Genomic DNA, 20,293 nt, shown 5'->3' with positions numbered 1-20,293 from the left:
GAAACGTTGATGTCGAATTCTTATGACTCCTCAAGTATCAAGGTATTGAAAGGGCTGGATGCGGTACGTAAACGCCCAGGTATGTATATCGGCGATACGGACGACGGTACCGGCCTGCATCACATGGTATTCGAGGTTGTGGACAACGCTATCGACGAAGCACTCGCTGGCTATTGTAAAGACATTATCATCACCATCCATGCCGATAACTCGGTGTCGGTGCAGGATGATGGCCGTGGTATTCCGACCGGCATTCACGAAGAAGAAGGGATCTCCGCGGCTGAAGTCATCATGACCGTGCTGCATGCGGGCGGCAAGTTTGATGATAACTCGTATAAAGTCTCCGGCGGCCTGCACGGCGTAGGGGTTTCCGTGGTTAACGCCCTGTCGGAAAAACTGAAACTGGTTATTCACCGCGACGGAAAACTTCACGAGCAGACCTATAAACACGGCGTGGCACAGGCACCGCTGGCGGTCACGGGTGAAACCAACAGAACGGGTACGACGGTGCGTTTCTGGCCGAGCCACGAAACGTTCACCAACGTGGTGGAATTCGAGTATGAAATTCTGGCTAAGCGTCTGCGCGAGCTGTCGTTCCTGAACTCTGGCGTCTCTATTCGTCTGATCGATGAGCGTGAGAAAGATAAAGCCGATCACTACCATTATGATGGCGGTATCAAGGCATTCGTTGATTACCTGAACCGTAACAAAACCCCAATCCACCCGAACGTGTTTTATTTCTCGACGGTGAAAGATGATATCGGCGTGGAAGTGGCATTGCAGTGGAACGATGGTTTCCAGGAAAACATTTATTGCTTTACCAACAACATTCCGCAGCGTGACGGTGGTACACACTTGGCCGGTTTCCGTGCCGCGATGACCCGTACGCTGAATACCTACATGGATAAAGAAGGCTACAGCAAGAAAGCCAAAGTCAGCGCTACCGGTGACGATGCGCGCGAAGGACTGATTGCTGTGGTTTCCGTGAAAGTACCCGATCCGAAGTTCTCCTCGCAGACCAAAGACAAGCTGGTTTCTTCCGAAGTGAAAACCGCGGTTGAATCGCTGATGAACGAAAAGCTGGTGGATTACCTGATGGAGAATCCGTCAGACGCCAAAATCGTGGTGGGTAAAATTATTGATGCCGCACGTGCTCGTGAAGCAGCGCGTAAAGCACGCGATATGACCCGTCGTAAAGGTGCGCTCGACCTAGCTGGTTTGCCGGGCAAACTGGCGGACTGTCAGGAACGTGACCCGGCACTGTCTGAACTGTACCTGGTGGAAGGGGACTCTGCGGGCGGTTCTGCCAAGCAGGGGCGTAACCGTAAGAACCAGGCGATCCTGCCGCTGAAGGGTAAAATCCTGAACGTTGAGAAGGCGCGTTTTGACAAGATGCTTTCTTCGCAGGAAGTGGCGACGCTGATCACTGCGCTGGGCTGCGGCATTGGCCGTGATGAGTACAACCCAGACAAACTGCGCTATCACAACATCATCATCATGACCGATGCTGACGTCGATGGTTCGCACATCCGTACCCTGTTGTTGACCTTCTTCTATCGTCAACTGCCTGAAATCGTTGAGCGTGGTCACGTGTATATTGCGCAGCCGCCGCTGTACAAGGTGAAAAAAGGCAAGCAGGAACAGTACATCAAAGATGATGAAGCGATGGACCAGTACCAGATCGCACTGGCGCTAGACGGCGCGACGCTGCACACCAATGCACAGGCTCCTGCGCTGGCGGGTGAACCGCTGGAGAAACTGGTTTCTGAACATTACGCCGTACAGAAGATGATTGGCCGTATGGAGCGTCGCTTCCCGCGTGCGTTGCTGAATCGTCTGATCTATCAGCCTACGCTGTCCGAAGCGGATTTAGGTGAGCGCGAGAAAGTACAGGCGTGGGCGGAATCACTGGTTAGTGGCTTGAACGCCAACGAATTGCACGGCAGCACATACAGCTTTGTGATTCACCACGATGAAGAGCGTGGCGTATTTGAACCGGCGCTGCGCGTGCGTACGCACGGTGTGGATACCGATTACCCGCTGGGCGCAGGCTTCGTTGCAGGTAGCGAATATCGCAAGCTGAATCAACTGGGCGAAAAACTGCGTGGCTTGATTGAAGAAGATGCGTACATCGAACGTGGCGAGCGTCGTCAGCCAGTGGCCAGCTTTGAACAGGCGCTGGAATGGCTGGTGAAAGAGTCCCGCCGTGGTTTGAGCGTGCAGCGTTATAAAGGTCTGGGTGAAATGAACCCAGATCAGTTATGGGAAACCACGATGGACCCAACCAGCCGCCGCATGCTGCGCGTGACGGTGAAAGACGCGATTGCTGCTGATGAGCTGTTTACGACGCTGATGGGGGATGCCGTTGAACCGCGTCGTGCGTTTATCGAAGAGAACGCGCTGAAAGCGATGAACATCGATATCTGATTCGGTCTACGGTGTTATCGTTATCTGAGCCAGCTCCCTACGGAGCTGGCTTTTTTTATGGAGAGCTTCCTGCCCGCCACCCTTTGGGCCGTCGCGAGCGACGTTGAAAACGCTTTATCAGGCTAATGCCCGGCGTTTGGCGCTGCGCATTTCCTGTAGCAGCGTGATGAACGCGGTGATCAGCATAAAAATAACGGCAGACCAGAAAATCGCGTGAGGGTGACCGTGGTCCAGCATCCAGCCGAACAGCACTGGCCCTGCGGCCCCGCCCAGATTAAAGCCGGTGGATACAATACCAAACACCCGTCCTTCCGCTCCCGGTGGTGAGGCAGCGCGCACCAGCATATCCCGAGACGGAGCGATCATCCCGGAGAGGAAACCCGCAGCAGCCAGCAACGGCACTAGCGCGATGGTAGGCAAGGAATACATAGCAACGATACTGACCAGCACGGCGGTGAGAGCCAACGCCGCCGTCGCCACCAGCCCATGGCGTTTGGTTTTATCTGCTAGTGAGCCGCCAGCCAATACGCCAAAGGCGCTGGCGAACAGGAATGCGGTAAGCGCCACGTTAGCCTGTGAAAGCGACAAATCGTAGCCTGTGACTAACGCCGTAACCGAGAAGTTCTGGATCGATCCCGTACTCAAATTCAGCAGCAGGAACAAAATTAGCAGCGCTAAAATCGGCAACGTGAAAACCGGTGCGCGCAACTTGCCCGGTTGAGCGCTCGTGGCCGCCGCAGGTTTCACCCGGCTAGGTTCATCACGGTCTGTCATAAGTAGTGGGATCGTTAGCAAGCCGATAACGCCAGAAACGATGAATGCGCTGTTGATGCCAGAAAAGGCGGCAACGGACAGCAAAATCCCAGGGGCAATGGCCGTGCCCAAAAAGCCGGAGAACGTATGCACCGAGAAGGCGCGACCCATGCGTTTTTCATCAATTCCGCGCGACAGTAAGGCATAGTCTGCCGGATGATAAACCGCGTTCGCCACCCCTGCGAGCCCCATTGCGGCGACTAACCAGGTGTAGCTTTCTGAAAATCCTAGCGAAAGAAAACAGAGGCTTCCGAGTGCTAAACCTGCGGTTAACGTGCGACGTGCGCCGATGCGGTCTACCATAAAACCAATTGGCGTCTGCACGCAGGCGGAGACTATGTTGAATACGCTGAGTGCAAACCCGAGTTCAACAAAGCTGATATCGCGTTGAGTTGATAGCAACGGAATGAGTGCAGGCAGCACCATCATATGGAGGTGACTCACCAGATGAGCGGACGAAATTTGCGCCAGTAACGGTAGTTTTATGAGTTTCATGTTGTTTTTGCAGCTTACAGGTCTGTAGATTTTATTATCGTGAGAGCCGGCGCAGGAACAGGGCGTCACTCCCTGGTAAATGGATCATAAGGTTAACATATTACTTATATCATCTATGGCGAATATTGATACTGGCAGGATAGGGAGTGCGTGGAATGACGATGAAATCATACTTGGGGGGATGTTTATGTGGCCAGATTCGTTTCCGGGCCACGGGTGAGCCGGGCAATCCCCATGCCTGCTCTTGTACTCATTGCCAGCAACACTCCGGTGCGCCAACGCTGCTGTGGGTTGAGTTCCCCAAAGCGGCGGTTGAGTGGGTTGGTGAAGGCGGCGAGCCCGCACGTTATCGTTCGTCTGATTACTCCAGTCGGGCTTTTTGCCCACGCTGCGGCAGTACGCTGGGGGCGATTGATGATGAACCGACCATTGCACTGACGATTGGGAATTTTGATGAGAAAAACAGCCCAGAGCTGAAGCCAACGTCACATTCGTTCGAGGATTGCTGTCCACGTTGGGAATAACTCACAGGCTGTTGCCAGCCTGTGAGGGACTATCGGTTGTGAAATACGTTGATTACGAGAGCTTGAATACCAGCACGGTTTGCGCGAGCTGTCTGGCCTGCTCTTCCAGCGACGCGGCGGCAGCAGTCGCTTCCTGCACCAGCGCGGCGTTTTGCTGGGTAACACCGTCCATCTCGTGAACGGCCTGCGTGACCTGACTGATACCACGCGATTGTTCATCTGATGCGGAGACGATCTCATCCATGATGTCTTTTACCGAGGTGATGGCATGCAGCATGTCCTGCATGGTTGAGCCTGCACTCTGAACCAGCGTGACGCCGCTGTCGACACGGCTGGCGGATTCCGTAATGAGTGCGGTGATATCTTTTACGGCGCTGGCGCTGCGCTGCGCGAGATTACGTACCTCGTTGGCAACGACTGCGAAACCGCGCCCTTGTTCACCTGCTCTGGCGGCTTCTACCGCCGCGTTGAGTGCCAGAATATTGGTCTGGAATGCGATGCTGCTGATGATGCTGGTAATGTCGGCAATCTTCTTCGAACTGTCGTCGATCTCACTCATGATGTGGACAACCTGACCGACTATCTTGTCGCCTTTCTGAGCGATGTGCGCGGCATTCTGCGCCAGTGTTGTTGCATTATGGGCGTTATCCGCATTCTGTTTCACCGTTGCCGTAATCTGTTCCATGCTGGCGGCGGTTTCTTCCAGCGCCGCGGCCTGCTGCTCGGTACGAGAAGCCAGATCGATGTTGCCTGCTGCAATCTCTGTCGCACCATGGCTGACGGATTCACTGGTGTTAATCAACTGCTCGGCGATATCTCTCAGCTGCGCCTGCATCGCGTTCATGGCGTAGAAAATACTGCTGTCGTCCTTCGGCTGTACGGGGATGGTCTGCGTTAAATTTCCCTGCGCGACGGACAGCGCGATTTGGGCTGCCTGAACAGGTTCGCCACCGATAGGACGGGCGACCTTGCGGTTAAAGATGATGCCCAACACACCGGAAACCACCACGATACTCAGCACCATAAGCAGTAGCGCCATGTTGCGCTGCTGTGCGGTTTCCGCCATCACCACATTGACGGGGGCGGATAGACCGAGCATCCAGGGCGTATCGGTATCGCCGATCTTGACCGGTACATACACGGTAAACGCGGGCGTGTTCAGCACGGCATTGTCACGTTCGATCTGATAAGGCTGACCGGTGGTGACACGCTCAAGCAGCGTCGCATCGTTTTCAATTTTTTTGGTTACCCGCGCTTTTTCAGGATGAGAAATATAGGCGCCAGTATGGGACAGTAACTGCGCGTAGCCCGTGCCTTGATAGGGTTTTATGCGGTTGGTGAGCTGTTGCAGCGTATCCAGTGAGAAATCGGCGGTGACGGAGCCGTAAAACTTATTGTTGATGATGATGGGCACGGCAATGGAGGTCAGCAGGACATCAACGCCGTTGTAAGGGTAGCTGTATGGTTCCAGAATCACTTCTTTCTGGCGCTTCTTCGGCAGCAAATAGTAATCGCCGCTGCCCGGTGTTTCATAGTCTACCAGATTATGCAGAGTAACGTTGCCTACGGTATCGCGGTCAACATAACGAACAAAGCGACCTTGCGGGTCTTGATCGGGCTGACCGACGTACTCCCGATCTTTGCCGTCAAACGCATCTGGCTCCCATGCCAGCGACATGGAAAGGAAATCGGGGTGACTCTTCAACGCATTTTTCAGCAGTGTTTCTGCGGTTTTCCGATCGGCGTTACCCGCTTCTTGCAGGCTGACCACGCTTTGCACCAGGTTACGCGCCGCATGGAGTGCGACATCCAGCTTTTGCTGAATGAGGTAGCTATTGGTATATGCGGTTTGCTCAAGATACTGCTGGGCGATGGATTTTTGCTGCTGGCCGGATTGCCAGATTAACAGGCCGATAGTGAGAATAAAACCGAGTGCGATAGTGGTGACGCCAGCGAGTAACATCAGCGTACGTGTGCTGAGCTTTTTTTGTGGCGCGGTCGGTGAAGAGTGAATCGGTAGATTGCTGTGGCGAACTGGTAACCGTGTTGTAGACATATGCGTAATATCCCCTGAGATATAAGCGCTGATACCCGTCATACTTCAAGCTGCATGTGCATCGTTCAAAATGCTAACGTTTTGTCCTGCAACCCGAATTATTTAGAGTACATAGGTGCTTTTTTCATAAAAAAATCAATTGATTGTCTTCCTGTCTGTTTTATGGTCATTCCCTTGCGTGATTCGTCATTTTTTTGTGATGCAAATCACAATTAAATTATCGGCGAGAAACCACATCTCTTTAGGGGGTTCACGAAAACGTCATAAAGCGGCGGAAGATGATTACACCACACGCATAAGTGGGGGATCAGGCCGCAGGACCTTTGCTAACGGAATCGCGGATGATTAATGTGCCTTTGAAGGCAGGAGCTGGCATGACGGTTTCCCCCTCTAGCCGACACAGCAGTTTCTCAAGGGTGTAGTTGATCATCTCGGCGACGGGCACGTGCACGGTAGTGAGGGGGGGGTAGAACCATGATGCCATCGGTAAATCATCGAATCCCAGCAGCGAGACATCCTGTGGAATCGCAAAGCCGTGTTCACGCAGCGCTTTTGCCGCGCCAATCGCCATGTCGTCATTGCTGGCAACCAGCGCACTGAAGGAGACCGCTCTTTGAAGCAGGGCTTTTGCTGCCGCATAGCCGCTGTCATGGGTCCAATCACCTGATGCAATCAGCCTGTCATTATAGGGAATCTCGTTGTCCACTAACGCCTGTCGATAGCCTGCCAGCCTGCTTGTGCCGGTGGGGGAGTTTGACGATCCACAGATAAACGCGATATCACGGTGACCCTCTGTGATGAGGTAATTGACAGCATCATGACTGTGTTGCTGGTGATCGGTGCAGATACCGTTATCACTGTGTTGATGCAGCGTGCGGTTCACGACCATGATCGGCTGTTCATGCTGTTTGATAATATTTTCCAACGCGTCGATAGAAAGAAAGCGCGGATAGATAATGACGGCATCGCAGCGTAAATCGAGCAGGAACTGGATCGCTTCTTGCTCTTCTTCCGCGCTGTGTTTGCCATCTGCCATGATGAGTTGACGACCATATTTTTCCGTCATGGTTGCCGTTTGGAACAATAATTCGCTGAAATAGGGGCCGCTGTACAGCGTATTGGTTACGACCAAACCAATAATTTGCGATTTGCTCGTGGCGAGCTGTCGAGCCAGTAGGTTGGGCCGATAACCAATCTCTTCAATGGCCTGGAATACCCGATCTCGCGTGGTTTTACTGACATAGTTATTCCCAGTCAGCACGCGTGATACGGTTGCCTTGGATACACCGGCTTTTTTCGCTACATCGAGCATGGTTACCATCGTACTTTCCCGTTCTCCTTTTTGCACCGCCCTATCTCGACATTATAGGGATATTTCCTCTTTTTTATCACCAATAGAGAGTATAGGGATAAAAATATGCCTCGGTTGCGCTATTTATGATCGCCTTCAAAAAATAGTAAAAACAATATGAAACCGGTTGCATATTATTTTATGTCTTGCTTGAATAATAAAAAAACGGACGGTGAGGTGCAGTATGAATAAGATTTTACTCTGTTGCGCAGCAGGAATGTCTACCAGCATGCTGGTACAGCGAATGGAAAAGGTCGCCGAGCAAAAAGCGATCGCTGTTGAGATAAAAGCCGTGGGTTTTGAAGAGTTTAATGAATTGATTGATGAATATGATTGTTGTCTTTTGGGGCCGCAAATCAAATATAAATTGCCTGAATTCAAGGCGATAGCCGATGAAAAAGAGAAGCCAGTCGCGGTCATTAATATGGTTGATTACGGCATGATGAATGGGGAAAAAGTCCTCAACGATGCCTTGGCGATGATTGCATAGCATAGCGGGAGGAATAATGAGTAAATTAAGCGAGTCATTATTCAGCGTTATCGAAAATCGTATTAGCCCGATTGCGGCAAAGCTCTCCAGCCAGCGCCATGTTGTGGCAATTAAGGATGGATTCATTGCATCCATGCCCTTTTTAATTGTCGGTTCTTTTATGATGTTATTCGCCCACCCGCCTTTTAGCCCGAATAGTGAATGGGCTTTTGCGCAGTGGTGGCTGGGGATGGTGGAACGCCACAGCGAACAAATCATGATGCCTTACAATATGACGATGGGCATTATGGCGGTGTATATCACCAGCGCCATCGCTTATAACCTGGCGCAGAGCTATAAAATGAACGGTTTTATGGCGGCGAGTCTGTCGCTAATGTCGTTTATGGTGGTGGCCGCTCCGCAAATCGATAAAAGCCTGCCAGTTGGGTCGCTGGGCGGCGAGGGGATTTTCACCGCGATTATCGTGGCGATCTATTCGACGGAGTTGATGCATTTTTTGCAGAAGCGCAATATTGGTATTAGTCTGCCTGAACAAGTGCCGCCGAAAATTCGCCAGTCTTTCGATCTGTTGATCCCAATCCTTGCCATCTTCCTGACGCTTTTCCCACTTAGTCTGTTTATGCAGAGCCAGTTCGGCATGCTGTTGCCGCAGGCGATCATGGCCGTCTTTGCGCCGATCATCTCGGCATCCGACTCGCTCCCCGCCATCCTGATCGCGGTGCTGCTCTGCCACCTGCTGTGGTTTGCCGGGATTCACGGCGCGGTTATCGTCGGCGGCATTTTGCAGGCGTTCTGGCTGACCAACTTAGGGATCAATCAGGAAGCGTTTAACGCGGGCGCACCGATCACCAAAATCTTTATTGAACCCTTCTGGCAGTTCTTTATTACGGTGGGCGGATCGGGCGCGACCATGGGGCTGGTCTTTCTCTATCTGCGCAGCCGCTCTGCCCACCTGCGTTCTATCGGCAAGCTGGCCGTGGTGCCGAGTATGTTCAACATCAACGAGCCGGTGATTTTTGGTTCACCCGTCGTAATGAATCCGCTGCTGTTTATCCCGTTTATTACGGCACCGTTGGTGAACGCCACAATCGCCTATATCGCGTTAAAAACCGATTTGGTGCATCGCGTGATTTCTCTTGCACCCTGGACAACGCCGGGCCCGATTGGCGCAGCCTGGTCTACGGGGTGGGACTGGCGTGCGGTGGTGCTGGTGGGGGTACTGATTATCGTGTCGTCCTTAATTTATTACCCCTTCTTCAAAATGTATGAACGCCAACTGATCGCACAGGAAGTGGGTACAGCAGAGGAGGCCGTGAGTGATGCTCGATGAAACGACAGTGATGGAACTGATTATCTATGCGGGAGAGGCGCGATCCAGCTCGATGGAAGCGTTGAGCGCCGCCAGAAAATACGACTGGGACAAGGCTGAGGAATTGCTGAACACGGCTTCCGTAGCGGCGCGCAAAGCGCATCAAATCCAGACGGCTTTGATTGGTGCCGATGAGGGCAGCGGAAAAATCCCGGTCAACCTGATTCTGGTTCACGCGCAAGATCATCTGATGAACGCGATGCTATGCCGTGAACTGGTGGAGGAGCTGATTCAACTGCATCGTGAAATCTCCACCCTGAAACAATATGTAAATCTGAACTAACGAAAAGGAAATAAGATGTCTGCTCAACAATTACCGAAAGACTTTCTGTGGGGCGGCGCGGTAGCGGCGCATCAAGTTGAAGGTGGTTGGGATCAAGGTGGCAAAGGTGCCAGCATTTGCGATGTTCTGTCCGGTGGGGCGCACGGCGTTGATCGTGTGATTACCGATGGCGTACAGCCTGGTGTCAGTTATCCAAACCATCAGGCAGTGGAATTCTATTCACACTATAAGCAGGATATCGCCCTGTTCGCCGAGATGGGTTTCAAATGCTTCCGTACTTCGATTGCCTGGACGCGTATTTTCCCCAATGGCGATGAACTGGAGCCGAATGAAGCGGGTCTGCAATTCTATGACGACCTGTTCGATGAACTGCTGAAGTACAACATTGAGCCAGTGATTACGCTGTCTCACTTTGAAATGCCGCATCATCTGGTTAAGCAATACGGTGGCTGGCTGAACCGTAAAGTGGTGGATTTTTTTGTGCGCTACAGCGAAGTAGTCATGAAGCGTTATCAGTCCAAAGTGAAATACTGGATGACCTTCAATGAGATCAACAACCAGCGTAACTGGCAGTATCCGCTATTTGGCTACTGCTGTTCCGGTGTGATTTTTACCGATCACGATAAGCCGGAGCAGGCGATGTACCAAACGCTGCACCACCAGTTTGTCGCCAGTGCGAAAGTGGTGAAGCTGGGTCATGAGATTAACCCGAATTTCAAAATTGGCTGCATGCTGGCGCTGGTGCCACTCTACCCGTGGTCATGCCACCCGGATGACGTGATGTTTGCACAGGAAGCGATGCGTGAGCGCCACCTGTTCGGTGACGTACAGCTGCGCGGTTATTATCCGTCTTACATCCTGAAAGAGTGGGCGCGTAAAGGCTATCAGATTGATATGCAGCCGGAAGATGAACAGACACTGCGCGATGGCTGTACGGATTATCTTGGTTTCAGCTATTACATGAGTAACGCAGTGCAGCTGGCGGCGAAAGGTCGGAAAACGGAAGACGCGATTGCTGGTTTTGACGGCGGCGTGAAAAACCCGCATGTGAAAGCATCGGAGTGGGGCTGGCAGATCGACCCGGTCGGCCTGCGCTATACGCTGAACAGTTTCTACGAGCGTTATCAGAAACCGATGTTCATCGTCGAAAACGGCTTTGGTGCGGTAGATAAGGTGGAAGCCGACGGTAGCATTAATGACGATTACCGTATCGAGTACCTCAAAGCGCATATCGATCAGATGAAGAAAGCCGTCGTGGAAGACGGTGTGGAACTGATGGGTTATACCCCATGGGGCTGCATCGACTGTGTGTCGTTCACCACCGGTCAGTACAGTAAACGTTACGGTTTCATCTACGTGGATAAGCATGATGATGGTACTGGCACGTTCAATCGCTCGAAGAAAAAGAGCTTTGATTGGTATAAGAAAGTGATCTCCAGCAACGGTGCTGAGCTATAACGGCGATTATAGGAAACGCTAGTCGCAGAGCCGTGCTTAACCGCACGGCTTTTTCTTGTCTGTGTTAATCATCTTCCCCAAGATGAGCTCTTATACACAAAGAATGTAGTGTGCAAGCGGGGTTGCCGTTATCCCCAGCGTAAGAAATTATGCTGAGGAGATAGCAGGTTTAGGATGAGCCGCATGGACGCGGCTCAAGCTTGCGCCACGTCGGGAGCGTGTCGCAAGCGGTCCGTTAAGCCTGATGCCGACGAAGGTATCGCGTAGCGACATAATTTAGCGTGCAGCCGGGTTCATAGGGGGCTGGCGCTTGAGCCCCCTATGTCGGGCGCGAGCTATAAAGTCGCATGGGAAGGATGGCATTGTGGCGCACGAAATGGCTCCGCGTTTGCAGAGGTAGCCTTCAGGAATAGGGGGCGTTTTGTACTGTAATACGCCTGTCACCCTGCCGTATTTCACTAACGACTTCATCGCTGAATCGCGTTAGCATGAAAACAGATAACTTGATGCTGGAAAAACTATGTCTGTAAAACTGATCGCTATTGATATGGACGGGACGTTGCTGACGCCCCAAAATCAAATTTCACCTGCGGTAAAAGCCGCGATTGCCGCTGCCAGAGAGAAAGGTGTGCAGGTCGTGTTGGCTACCGGTCGCCCCTACATCGGCGTCGAACGCTACCTGATGGAGTTAGATTTACAGCAGGAAGGCTGTTACTGCATCACCAACAACGGTGCGCTGGTGCAGCGTACGGTCAATGGCGACTGTGTGGCACAAACCGCATTGAGCTTCGACGATTATCTCTATTTCGAAGCGCTAGCCTGCAAATTGGGCGTCCATTTCCATGCGCTGGACTTCAATTTCGTCTATACCGCCAATAAAGACATCAGCCCTTACACCATTCACGAATCTCACCTGACCGGGATGCCGCTGAAGTATCGCGCGGTAGAAGAAATGGATCGTAGCCTGACGTTCCCGAAAGTGATGATGATTGATGAGCCAGAGCTATTAGACCGTGCCATTAGCCAACTGCCAGCGGAAGCCTTTGAACGCTACACCATCATGAAGAGCGCCGAATATTATCTGGAAATTTTGGATAAGCGGGTGAACAAAGGCGAAGGCGTGAAAATGCTGGCGGAGCACCTCGGCATTCCACGCGAAAGCGTCATGACGCTGGGCGATCAGCAGAACGATCTGGCAATGATTCGCTATGCGGGCATCGGCGTCGCGATGGGGAACGCCATCGATGAAGTGAAAGAAGCCAGCCAATTCGTCACCAAAACTAACATGGAAGATGGTGTCGCTTACGCGATTGAGAAATTCGTTCTTAATGCCTGATGAGAAAAATATAATGCAAAATAGCCATCATTGATGGCTATTATTATTTAAAATAATAATCATACTATCTATTTTAAATAAATCTATTCCCCAGTAGTCATTATTCAATAAATACATTAATAAAAATAAAGACTTTGGTCGATATTATTTCAACGCCAAACTCGCTGCGAGTTTTTCTTTCATCACCTGAGTAATGTGATTAACTACCTGGCTGCGAGGAATTTGCGGGGGATATACCGCGCAATACGCCATTTTTATATCAGGGTTGAAAGGCTTAACGATAACGGGCGACGGGCTGTTCAGCGCGGTAATAAAATCCACCACGCCGATGCCGACATTTCTTGATGCCAGCACGCAGCAGCTAACCATCGAAGTTTCGATAGGGTTGTGCAGATAGATTTGCTCTTTTCTGGCGGAGATATCAATCTGCGCCCGCAGCGGCGTGGTTCTGCCGGGCAAAATAGCGCGCGTGCCGGCTAGATCGGCGAGTGTAATTTCATCCACCGTGGCAAGCGGGTGATCCACCGCTAACACCGCGACAGCACTGGCGTCCGCCAGTGGTTCAGCTTCCAGCCCTTTGATACCCGGTTGGCCAAAAATAAAGCCGACGTCATAGTGATTTTCAGCAATCGCGTCCGTAATACGGCTGCTGCTTTCGATGTCTAAAAACAGAGAAAGATCGGGGTATTTCTTGAGTAAAGTAGGGAGAACCTGGTCTGAACAAAGAAACGAGAGTGCCTGAACGGCGGCGATGCGCAGGACGCTGCCTTTAGCGTGGCGAATTTCATCGGCAATCAGCCCGATGTGATCCAACCCCAAATAAAGCCGTTCAACTTCCCGATACAGCTTCATTGCCTCGGCGCGTGGGATCAGGCCGCGTCCGTCTCTATCAAACAGCTTCAGATTCAGTGCGTCTTCAAAGTCCTTAATGAGTCGGCTGACGGCTGGCTGGGTGATGTACATCATGTTGGCGGCGGCGGTGATGCCTCCGGTGAGGATGACTTTATGGAAGGCTTCAACCTGACGGGGATTGATACGCATGCTAGTCACCTTAAAACATAACATTTAGTTATCAATTTAACACAAAATGCAATTTTTCATTATCCAATCTGACGCATAGACTCACAATCATAAGATTTAATACACTTCATTAGTACTCAATCATGGAATAGAGGGTTAGTGAATGAAGAAATCAACGCTGGCGTTATTGTTTACCGTTTTATTTTCATCTTCACCTTTGGTTTATAGCGCGGACCTGAATATCGGTTTGGCTTCCTCCACCACATCAATGGACCCGCAGTTTTATGTGGGTGGAGCGAATAGCGCAATGGCGCGCAATATTTTTGACGGTTTGGTTGTACAGGATGAAAAACAGCAGATTGCACCTGCCCTGGCAACCAGTTGGAAAGTGATTGACGACAAGACGTGGGAATTTACCTTGCGTTCTGGCGTTAAGTTTCACGACGGCAGTGATTTTACGGCTAAAGATGTGATTGCCAGCATTAAGCGTGTTGCGCTGGCATCCAAAAACAGCCCAAGTTCTTACGCACCTTACGTCAGCGACATTGCTGAAGTAATAGAAGTGAATCCATTAACGGTGCGGATAAAGACAAAAGAGGCTTCGCCGCTGCTGCTGAATAATTTAAGTCGGGTTTCCATTTTGCCCGCCCGACTTGAGAACGTCCCGACGGAAACGTTGAATTCAGGAAAAGATGTGATTGGTACAGGGCCATTCAAATTTGTTTCCTGGGTGCCGGACGACCGGGTAGTCCTTAGTCGTAATGATGGTTACTGGGGAGGAAAAGCAGAGTGGGACAACGTAACTGTCCGTGTATTTAAAAACGGTAGTGCACGTGTAGCAGCCGTATTATCCGGTGATGTGGACATGATTGAAAACGTTCCAACAGCCGATAGCAGTAATATTGAGAAAAATCAGCAGTTAAAAACGATTTCAACACCAGGGAATCGTGTTATTTACCTTCACATGGACCAGCAGCGAGATGAGTCACCGTTCGCCAAAGGTCCTGATGGTAAAAACCCATTACTAAAAAAAGAAGTACGCCAGGCGATGTCTTTAGCACTTAATCGCCAGGCAATCGTCGACCGTGTGATGGAGGGGCAGGCTGTTGTTGCCTCTCAGCTTGTACCGAAGGGGTATCTCGGGTATTCCGCTTCCATTCCTGCGCCGGTTTACAGTCCGGAGAAAGCCAAACAGGAACTGGCGGCGGCGGGTTACCCTGACGGCTTCACGCTGACCTTCCACGCGTCGAACGATCGTTATCCTAATGATTCTAAAATTGCTCAGGCCATTGGCCAAATGTTCACACGCGTCGGCATCAAAACCGAAGTGGTTACGATGCCCGGCAGTGTGTACTTCTCACGCGCATCCCGTCTCGAATTCAGTTTGATTATGGGCGGAGCCGCGATTGAAACCGGGGAAGCTTCTGGAGTATTGGGGCCATTGCTAGAAACCTTTGGCCCCAATGCAGGACAGGGGAATCGTGGTCGCTATTCCAATCCTGTCTTTGATAAAACGCTGAACGAAGCGCGTGCCACGTTGGATGATACCAAGCGTGATGCGCTGCTGGCTGAGGCAATGAACATCGGCATGAACGATCTGGGGGTGATTCCGGTGATGTTCCTGTCCAACACCTGGGCGATGAAAAAGCAGTATACCTACGTGGGCCGTTCCGATGCCTACACGCTGCCGTACTTTGTCCGTTCCGCGAAATAGTCACCTTTCAGTCATGATCCAAAAGGGGTGAGGCTTCACCCCTTATTACCGATAACAAGGAGAGCGGTGTGAATGCGTTTAGCGGTGTTTTTCCCTATCTGGTGTCACCCGTCAGGCCCGATGGTCAGGTCGATAAGCCTGTGTTGGCACAGCTCACCGAGCATCTGATTCAGTGTGGCGTACATGGCGTAGTGCCACTGGGTAGTACCGGTGAGTTTGCCTATCTCTCTGCGGCTCAGCGCCTCGATGTGGTTAAAACGGTGATCGAGACGACAGCAGGCCGTGTGCCCGTTATCGCGGGTGTTGCGTCGACCACCATTCAGGATGTCGTTGAGCAAACGAAACGCTACGTCGAATTGGGTGCCGATGGCATTCTCGCGGTGCTGGAAGCCTATTTCCCCCTGAAAGACGAAGGCGTCGAACAGTATTTCCGCGCCATTGCCGAAGCCGCACAGGGCAAACCGGTGGTGCTTTATACCAATCCTCAGTTCCAACGCTCCGATTTGAGTTTGCCCGTCATTGAACGCCTCAGCCATGTCAGCAACATCCTCTATATCAAAGATGCATCGACCAATACCGGACGTTTGCTCTCCATCATTGAACGCACCCGTGGCCGGATGGAGGTCTTCTCCGCGTCCGCGCATATTCCCGCCTGTGTGATGCTGATTGGCGGCGTCGGTTGGATGGCTGGCCCGGCGTGTATCGTTCCCAAACAGAGTCTTGCTTTGTATGAAGCCGCCCGCGCGGGTGACTGGAACAGGGCAATGGAGCTTCAGCGTCCGCTGTGGCGCATCAATGAAATCTTTGCCCGTTATTCCATTGCAGGCTGTATTAAAGCGGCGCTGCAATTGCAGGGATTTGCGGTGGGCGATCCGTTGCTGCCTCAGCAGCCGTTGGATGAAAAAGCGCGTAAAGAGATCGCGGACGTTTTAGCGTCTGTTGGTGCCCTTTAACACGTTTTTCCTGAAACTTTAATTAGTTAGAGTGTAAGTATTGTTATTTTTAACGCGGTAGCCGTGCGGGCTTTCTGCACTTTGAAATCTGTCAGTACCGATTAAAAAAGAGAAAAGGGATAACCATAGGATGAGCGTCCTACCTATTATTATTGATTGCGATCCGGGGATCGATGACGCGATTGCGTTATTAAGTGCATTTGTGGCACCCGAGCTGGATATTCGCGGTATTTGCGCGGTGTGTGGCAACCAGCCAGTGGAAAAGACGGTGCGTAATGCGCTGCAAATTGTTGAACTGGGGCAGCGAACGGATATTCCGGTCTTCGCCGGGTGTCATCGCCCGCTGTTACGTGAACCGATCCACGGCCAGTTTCATGGCGAAAGTGGATTAGGTCAGACCGTGCTGCCAGTGCCGAAAAAGCAGGCCGAATCGCAGCACGCGGTGAATTTTATTATCGAACAGTGCCAGCAGGCGATTGCCAATGGCAAGCCCATTACGCTCTGTACGCTCGGGCCATTAACTAATGTGGCGACAGCGTTGCGTATGGTGCCTGCGATTGCCAACGGGATTGAGCGCATCGTGATGATGGGCGGCGCGTATCGGGAAGCGGGTAACCGTAGCCTGACGTCTGAATTTAATATGATCGCCGATCCGCAGGCGGCAAAAGTGGTATTTGATTCGTCGATTGCCATTGTTGCACTCCCGCTGGATGTCACGCATCGGGTGATTTTGACGCCGGAATTAGTCGCGCGTTTCATTGCGCTCTCTGGGCGTATTTCCGGCCCGCTGGGCGAAATGATGGCGTTTTGGGATCGCAACGATATTCGTCGCTATGGTTCACGCGGTGGCCCGTTACACGATCCGTTGGTTATCGCCTGGGTTCTGGCGCCACACTGCTTCACGACCGAAAAAGCCAGCGTCTACATTGAGCAGGACAGCGAGCTGTGTATGGGGCAAACCGTTGCTGACTGGTACGGAAAAACCGCGCGTCAGCCGAATGTGGATGTGGTGACGGGGGTGGATGCCAAACAGGTGGTTGAACTGTTTGCTGACCTACTGAGCCGCTACGGGAAGGGGGCCTGATAGGATGCGAGAACGTATTATTATTGATACCGATCCCGGTGTTGACGATGCGATAGCTATTTGGCTGGCCTTGGCTTCACCTGAACTGGACGTACTCGGTATCACCGCCGTGGCGGGTAATGTCCCGCTTGAGGCGACGCTGGCGAATGCCTGTAAAGTCGTTGGCCTGACGGGGCGAACCGATGTGCCGATTTTTGCCGGGGCTTCGCACCCGCTGATCCGCGAGCAGGTGTTTGGTAAATATGCACATATCGGTGCGTTTTCCCCTGAGTGGGTGCCAGATAGCACACTGTTGCCGGAGCAGGAACACGCCGTCGATTTTCTGGTGCGAACGACACGCCAGGCCGCGGCTGACAATAATCCCATCACGCTCTGTTCGATAGGGCCGATGACGAATGTGGCATTGGCGCTGCGTTTTCATCCCGATGTGGCACGCGGCATCAAACAGATTGTGTCCATGAGCTGTGCTTTTACCGCGTTGGGCAATCGTGTGCCATGGGCAGATTTTAACGTTTATGCCGATCCCCATGCGGCGGACATCGTCTTTTCCTCCGGCGTTCCCCTTGTCATCATGCCGTTAGATATGACGTTTCAGGCGCTGATTCAGGCGGAACAGGTTGATGAGATTGAGCGCAGCGGCGGTGAACCGGGCAAGGCGATGGCGGCGCTATTACGCACGTTCGATCGTAATGAAGTGGCACGTTTTGGTCGTGAAGGTGGTCCGATTCATGATGCGACCGTCATTTCATGGCTACTAAAACCTGAGCTGTTCCAAGCGGCATCTGCACATGTGGGAGTGGAAGTCACCGGCAAGACGGCGGGTTACGTGTTTGCCGATTTTTATCACAAACTGGATAAACCGGATAATGCGCTGGTCATGCGGGAAATCGACGAACAAGGGTTTCTCGGCCTGATTGCCGATCGCCTGCGCCGCTATGGCTCTGGCACAATAATGGGTTCAGAAGCAATAACGAGCCCTGAAACACTAAACGGTTCTGAGGAGCGCTAATGATAGCCTACCTGCTAAGCCGAATCGGACAAACGCTGCTGACGCTGGCTGTTATGTCGGTGCTGGTGTTTGTGGGGGTCTATCTGGTCGGCAATCCGGTCGATATGCTATTGGGCGCGACAGCCACGCCAGCGGAACGGCTGGCGGTGATTCAGTCCTTCGGTCTGGATAAGCCCGTCTGGGAACAGTACGGGCTGTTTGTCTGGAACGCCTTTCAGGGCGACATGGGTAAGTCTTTTATCTTTAACCAACCCGCGCTGACGCTGATTTTTCAGCGCATGCCCGCCACGCTCGAACTGGCGATGGTGGCCTTCGTTATGGCGTTGGTTGTCGGTATCCCGTTAGGGATTTACGCGGGTCTGAAGCCGGACAGCGCGGTGTCTAAATCCATCATGACCTTCTCCATTCTGGGCTTTAGCCTGCCCACGTTCTGGATTGGGTTAGTGATGATCATGCTATTCAGCGTGAAGCTGGGCTGGCTGCCCTCATCGGGCAGAGGCGATACTCACGATCTGTTCGGTATCCCATTCAGTTTTCTCACCCGCGATGGCCTAGAACACCTGCTTTTGCCCGCGTTTAATCTCGCGCTGTTTAAGATCTCGCTGGTCATTCGCCTGATGCGGGCGGGTGTGATGGAGTGTCTGCAACAAGATTATGTGCAGTTTGCCCGTGCAAAGGGGCTGTCAGAAACCCGTATTGTGCTGGTTCATGTGCTGCGCAATACGCTAATTCCATTGATTACTGTGCTGGGGCTGGAACTGGGATCGCTGATCGCGTTCGCGGTGGTTACGGAAACCATTTATGCCTGGCCGGGAATGGGTAAGTTGATTATTGACGCGATCGCCGTGCTCGACCGTCCAGTGATCCTGGCTTACCTGATGATTACCGTCGTGATGTTCAGCGTGATTAACCTGTTGGTGGATTTACTGTACGTGCTGGTTGATCCGCGCGTGCGGTTGGGAGGGGACAAAGGATGACGGAGAAGACGCTACACCAGCCCACCACCGTGAAAAAAACGTCGCATCCGGCAGTGCGCGTCATGATGGCACTGGTTAACGATAGGCTGGCTCTGTGCGGACTGATCATGTTGGCGATTTTTGTGCTGCTGGCACTGTTTGCCCCGCTTCTGTCGCCGCAGAACCCGTACGATCTGATGCAGCTCGACATCATGGATGGCCGGTTTGCGCCGGGCTCCTCCAGTATGGCGGGGATGAGCTACTGGCTGGGAACGGACGATCAGGGGCGCGATTTGTTCAGCGCCATTCTTTATGGCACCCGCATTAGCCTGATGGTCGGCTTCTCCAGTGCGGTACTCGCGCTGCTGATTGGCGCGTCGCTGGGACTGATTAGCGCCTACGTTGGGGGAAAAACGGATGCGACGATCATGCGCATCGTTGATATCCAGCTCAGTTTCCCACCTATCCTGATTGCGCTGATTTTGCTGGCGGTGCTGGGACAAGGGGTCGATAAGATCATTATGGCGCTGGTGGTGACCCAGTGGGCGTACTACGCGCGCACGATTCGCGGTTCAGCGCTGGTGGAGCGCCGTCGCAGCTACGTGGACGCGGCACGCAGCATGGCACTGTCCAACCGCCGCATCCTGTTTCGCCATATTTTACCGAACTGTCTGGCACCACTGATCGTGGTAGCCACGATGCGCATCGCCTACGCCATCATGCTGGAGGCCACGCTCTCGTTTCTGGGCATCGGGCTGCCCGTAACGGAACCGTCGCTGGGGCTGCTGATCTCAAACGGTTTTGAGTACCTGATGTCGGGTGATTATTGGATCAGCTTCTTTCCTGGGCTGACGCTATTGCTGCTGATTGTGGCGATCAATCTAGTGGGGGATGCGCTGCGTGACATCCTCAACCCGCGGAATTAAGCGGTGGGAACGTCCGTGGGAATAAGGGG

At 52.4% G+C, this 20,293-nt stretch carries 17 protein-coding genes; 13 read left to right on the top strand and 4 right to left on the bottom strand.

Features of this window, described 5'->3' with window-relative positions; translation table 11 throughout:
• Window positions 1–9 precede the first annotated feature (9 nt).
• Window positions 10–2,427 (top strand): DNA topoisomerase (ATP-hydrolyzing) subunit B, encoded by a 2,418-nt coding sequence (gene gyrB, locus A6301_RS18565; RefSeq protein ID WP_107168573.1) that lies wholly within the window; start codon window positions 10–12, stop codon window positions 2,425–2,427.
• Between the two features lie 117 nt (window positions 2,428–2,544).
• On the opposite strand, the gene A6301_RS18560 is transcribed toward gyrB, so the two are convergent.
• Entirely contained in the window at window positions 2,545–3,735 is a 1,191-nt protein-coding gene (locus A6301_RS18560) for an MFS transporter (RefSeq protein ID WP_107168574.1), read from the bottom strand.
• 155 nt (window positions 3,736–3,890) lie between these two features.
• On the opposite strand from A6301_RS18560, the gene A6301_RS18555 reads away from it, so the two are divergent.
• Complete coding sequence (locus tag A6301_RS18555; RefSeq protein WP_107168575.1) at window positions 3,891–4,259, top strand: GFA family protein; 369 nt, start codon at window positions 3,891–3,893, stop codon at window positions 4,257–4,259.
• A 52-nt stretch (window positions 4,260–4,311) separates the two neighbouring features.
• On the opposite strand, the gene A6301_RS18550 is transcribed toward A6301_RS18555, so the two are convergent.
• The gene (locus A6301_RS18550) at window positions 4,312–6,315 is read right to left on the bottom strand and encodes a methyl-accepting chemotaxis protein (protein WP_370642257.1); all 2,004 of its coding nucleotides are present in this window, start codon (window positions 6,313–6,315) and stop codon (window positions 4,312–4,314) included.
• A 307-nt stretch (window positions 6,316–6,622) separates the two neighbouring features.
• Entirely contained in the window at window positions 6,623–7,636 is a 1,014-nt protein-coding gene (locus A6301_RS18545) for a LacI family DNA-binding transcriptional regulator (RefSeq protein ID WP_234258461.1), read from the bottom strand.
• A 214-nt stretch (window positions 7,637–7,850) separates the two neighbouring features.
• Here A6301_RS18545 and A6301_RS18540 point away from each other — a divergent pair, with 214 nt between their 5' ends.
• From A6301_RS18540 to yidA, 5 genes are all read left to right on the top strand, one after another.
• Window positions 7,851–8,156 carry a PTS sugar transporter subunit IIB gene (locus A6301_RS18540; RefSeq protein WP_234258460.1) on the top strand — a complete coding sequence of 102 codons (306 nt, stop codon included), beginning with the start codon at window positions 7,851–7,853 and terminating at the stop codon, window positions 8,154–8,156.
• A gap of 16 nt (window positions 8,157–8,172) precedes the next feature.
• On the top strand, window positions 8,173–9,486 hold the full coding sequence (locus A6301_RS18535) for a PTS sugar transporter subunit IIC (protein ID WP_234258459.1): 1,314 nt from the start codon (window positions 8,173–8,175) through the stop codon (window positions 9,484–9,486).
• Window positions 9,476–9,808, top strand: coding sequence for a PTS lactose/cellobiose transporter subunit IIA (locus A6301_RS18530; RefSeq protein ID WP_234258496.1), 333 nt, complete (start codon window positions 9,476–9,478; stop codon window positions 9,806–9,808). The genes A6301_RS18535 and A6301_RS18530 overlap by 11 nt, the downstream gene beginning before the upstream one ends.
• A gap of 15 nt (window positions 9,809–9,823) precedes the next feature.
• Window positions 9,824–11,266, top strand: coding sequence for a 6-phospho-beta-glucosidase (locus A6301_RS18525; RefSeq protein WP_234258458.1), 1,443 nt, complete (start codon window positions 9,824–9,826; stop codon window positions 11,264–11,266).
• 520 nt (window positions 11,267–11,786) lie between these two features.
• On the top strand, window positions 11,787–12,602 hold the full coding sequence (gene yidA / locus A6301_RS18520) for a sugar-phosphatase (RefSeq protein ID WP_234258457.1): 816 nt from the start codon (window positions 11,787–11,789) through the stop codon (window positions 12,600–12,602).
• 144 nt (window positions 12,603–12,746) lie between these two features.
• Here yidA and A6301_RS18515 read toward each other — a convergent pair whose 3' ends face one another.
• On the bottom strand, window positions 12,747–13,643 hold the full coding sequence (locus A6301_RS18515) for a LysR family transcriptional regulator (RefSeq protein WP_234258456.1): 897 nt from the start codon (window positions 13,641–13,643) through the stop codon (window positions 12,747–12,749).
• A 142-nt stretch (window positions 13,644–13,785) separates the two neighbouring features.
• Here A6301_RS18515 and A6301_RS18510 point away from each other — a divergent pair, with 142 nt between their 5' ends.
• The 6 genes from A6301_RS18510 (at window position 13,786) to A6301_RS18485 (ending at window position 20,264) form a co-directional block, all read left to right on the top strand.
• Window positions 13,786–15,336: an ABC transporter substrate-binding protein gene (locus A6301_RS18510; protein WP_234258455.1), complete on the top strand. Its 1,551-nt coding sequence runs from the start codon at window positions 13,786–13,788 to the stop codon at window positions 15,334–15,336.
• Between the two features lie 68 nt (window positions 15,337–15,404).
• Window positions 15,405–16,289 carry a dihydrodipicolinate synthase family protein gene (locus tag A6301_RS18505; RefSeq protein ID WP_234258454.1) on the top strand — a complete coding sequence of 295 codons (885 nt, stop codon included), beginning with the start codon at window positions 15,405–15,407 and terminating at the stop codon, window positions 16,287–16,289.
• 130 nt (window positions 16,290–16,419) lie between these two features.
• Window positions 16,420–17,373, top strand: a complete 954-nt coding sequence (locus A6301_RS18500) for a nucleoside hydrolase (RefSeq protein WP_215484129.1) — start codon at window positions 16,420–16,422, stop codon at window positions 17,371–17,373.
• 4 nt (window positions 17,374–17,377) lie between these two features.
• Window positions 17,378–18,382, top strand: coding sequence for a nucleoside hydrolase (locus A6301_RS18495; RefSeq protein WP_234258453.1), 1,005 nt, complete (start codon window positions 17,378–17,380; stop codon window positions 18,380–18,382).
• Window positions 18,382–19,359, top strand: coding sequence for an ABC transporter permease (locus A6301_RS18490; RefSeq protein WP_005976707.1), 978 nt, complete (start codon window positions 18,382–18,384; stop codon window positions 19,357–19,359). The genes A6301_RS18495 and A6301_RS18490 overlap by 1 nt, the downstream gene beginning before the upstream one ends.
• Window positions 19,356–20,264 carry an ABC transporter permease gene (locus tag A6301_RS18485; protein WP_234258452.1) on the top strand — a complete coding sequence of 303 codons (909 nt, stop codon included), beginning with the start codon at window positions 19,356–19,358 and terminating at the stop codon, window positions 20,262–20,264. The genes A6301_RS18490 and A6301_RS18485 overlap by 4 nt, the downstream gene beginning before the upstream one ends.
• The last annotated feature ends 29 nt before the right edge of the window (window positions 20,265–20,293 follow it).

Source organism: Pectobacterium sp. IFB5596, assembly GCF_021432585.1.
Taxonomy (GTDB): Bacteria; Pseudomonadota; Gammaproteobacteria; order Enterobacterales; family Enterobacteriaceae; genus Pectobacterium; species Pectobacterium punjabense.
Note: the sequence above shows the minus strand (reverse complement) of the source record. Positions and strands in the feature narration are given on the sequence as shown.

Bases quoted from the DNA above. Each gene is read 5' to 3' on its own strand.
- A6301_RS18535 (WP_234258459.1), top strand. From the start codon at position 8,173: ATGAGTAAATTAAGCGAGTCATTATTCAGCGTTATCGAAAATCGTATT.
- A6301_RS18515 (WP_234258456.1), bottom strand. From the start codon at position 13,643: ATGCGTATCAATCCCCGTCAGGTTGAAGCCTTCCATAAAGTCATCCTC.
- A6301_RS18545 (WP_234258461.1), bottom strand. From the start codon at position 7,636: ATGGTAACCATGCTCGATGTAGCGAAAAAAGCCGGTGTATCCAAGGCA.
- A6301_RS18485 (WP_234258452.1), top strand. From the start codon at position 19,356: ATGACGGAGAAGACGCTACACCAGCCCACCACCGTGAAAAAAACGTCG.
- A6301_RS18560 (WP_107168574.1), bottom strand. From the start codon at position 3,735: ATGAAACTCATAAAACTACCGTTACTGGCGCAAATTTCGTCCGCTCAT.
- A6301_RS18500 (WP_215484129.1), top strand. From the start codon at position 16,420: ATGAGCGTCCTACCTATTATTATTGATTGCGATCCGGGGATCGATGAC.
- A6301_RS18525 (WP_234258458.1), top strand. From the start codon at position 9,824: ATGTCTGCTCAACAATTACCGAAAGACTTTCTGTGGGGCGGCGCGGTA.
- A6301_RS18530 (WP_234258496.1), top strand. From the start codon at position 9,476: ATGCTCGATGAAACGACAGTGATGGAACTGATTATCTATGCGGGAGAG.
- yidA (WP_234258457.1), top strand. From the start codon at position 11,787: ATGTCTGTAAAACTGATCGCTATTGATATGGACGGGACGTTGCTGACG.
- A6301_RS18540 (WP_234258460.1), top strand. From the start codon at position 7,851: ATGAATAAGATTTTACTCTGTTGCGCAGCAGGAATGTCTACCAGCATG.
- A6301_RS18510 (WP_234258455.1), top strand. From the start codon at position 13,786: ATGAAGAAATCAACGCTGGCGTTATTGTTTACCGTTTTATTTTCATCT.
- A6301_RS18495 (WP_234258453.1), top strand. From the start codon at position 17,378: ATGCGAGAACGTATTATTATTGATACCGATCCCGGTGTTGACGATGCG.
- A6301_RS18490 (WP_005976707.1), top strand. From the start codon at position 18,382: ATGATAGCCTACCTGCTAAGCCGAATCGGACAAACGCTGCTGACGCTG.
- gyrB (WP_107168573.1), top strand. From the start codon at position 10: ATGTCGAATTCTTATGACTCCTCAAGTATCAAGGTATTGAAAGGGCTG.
- A6301_RS18555 (WP_107168575.1), top strand. From the start codon at position 3,891: ATGACGATGAAATCATACTTGGGGGGATGTTTATGTGGCCAGATTCGT.
- A6301_RS18550 (WP_370642257.1), bottom strand. From the start codon at position 6,315: ATGTCTACAACACGGTTACCAGTTCGCCACAGCAATCTACCGATTCAC.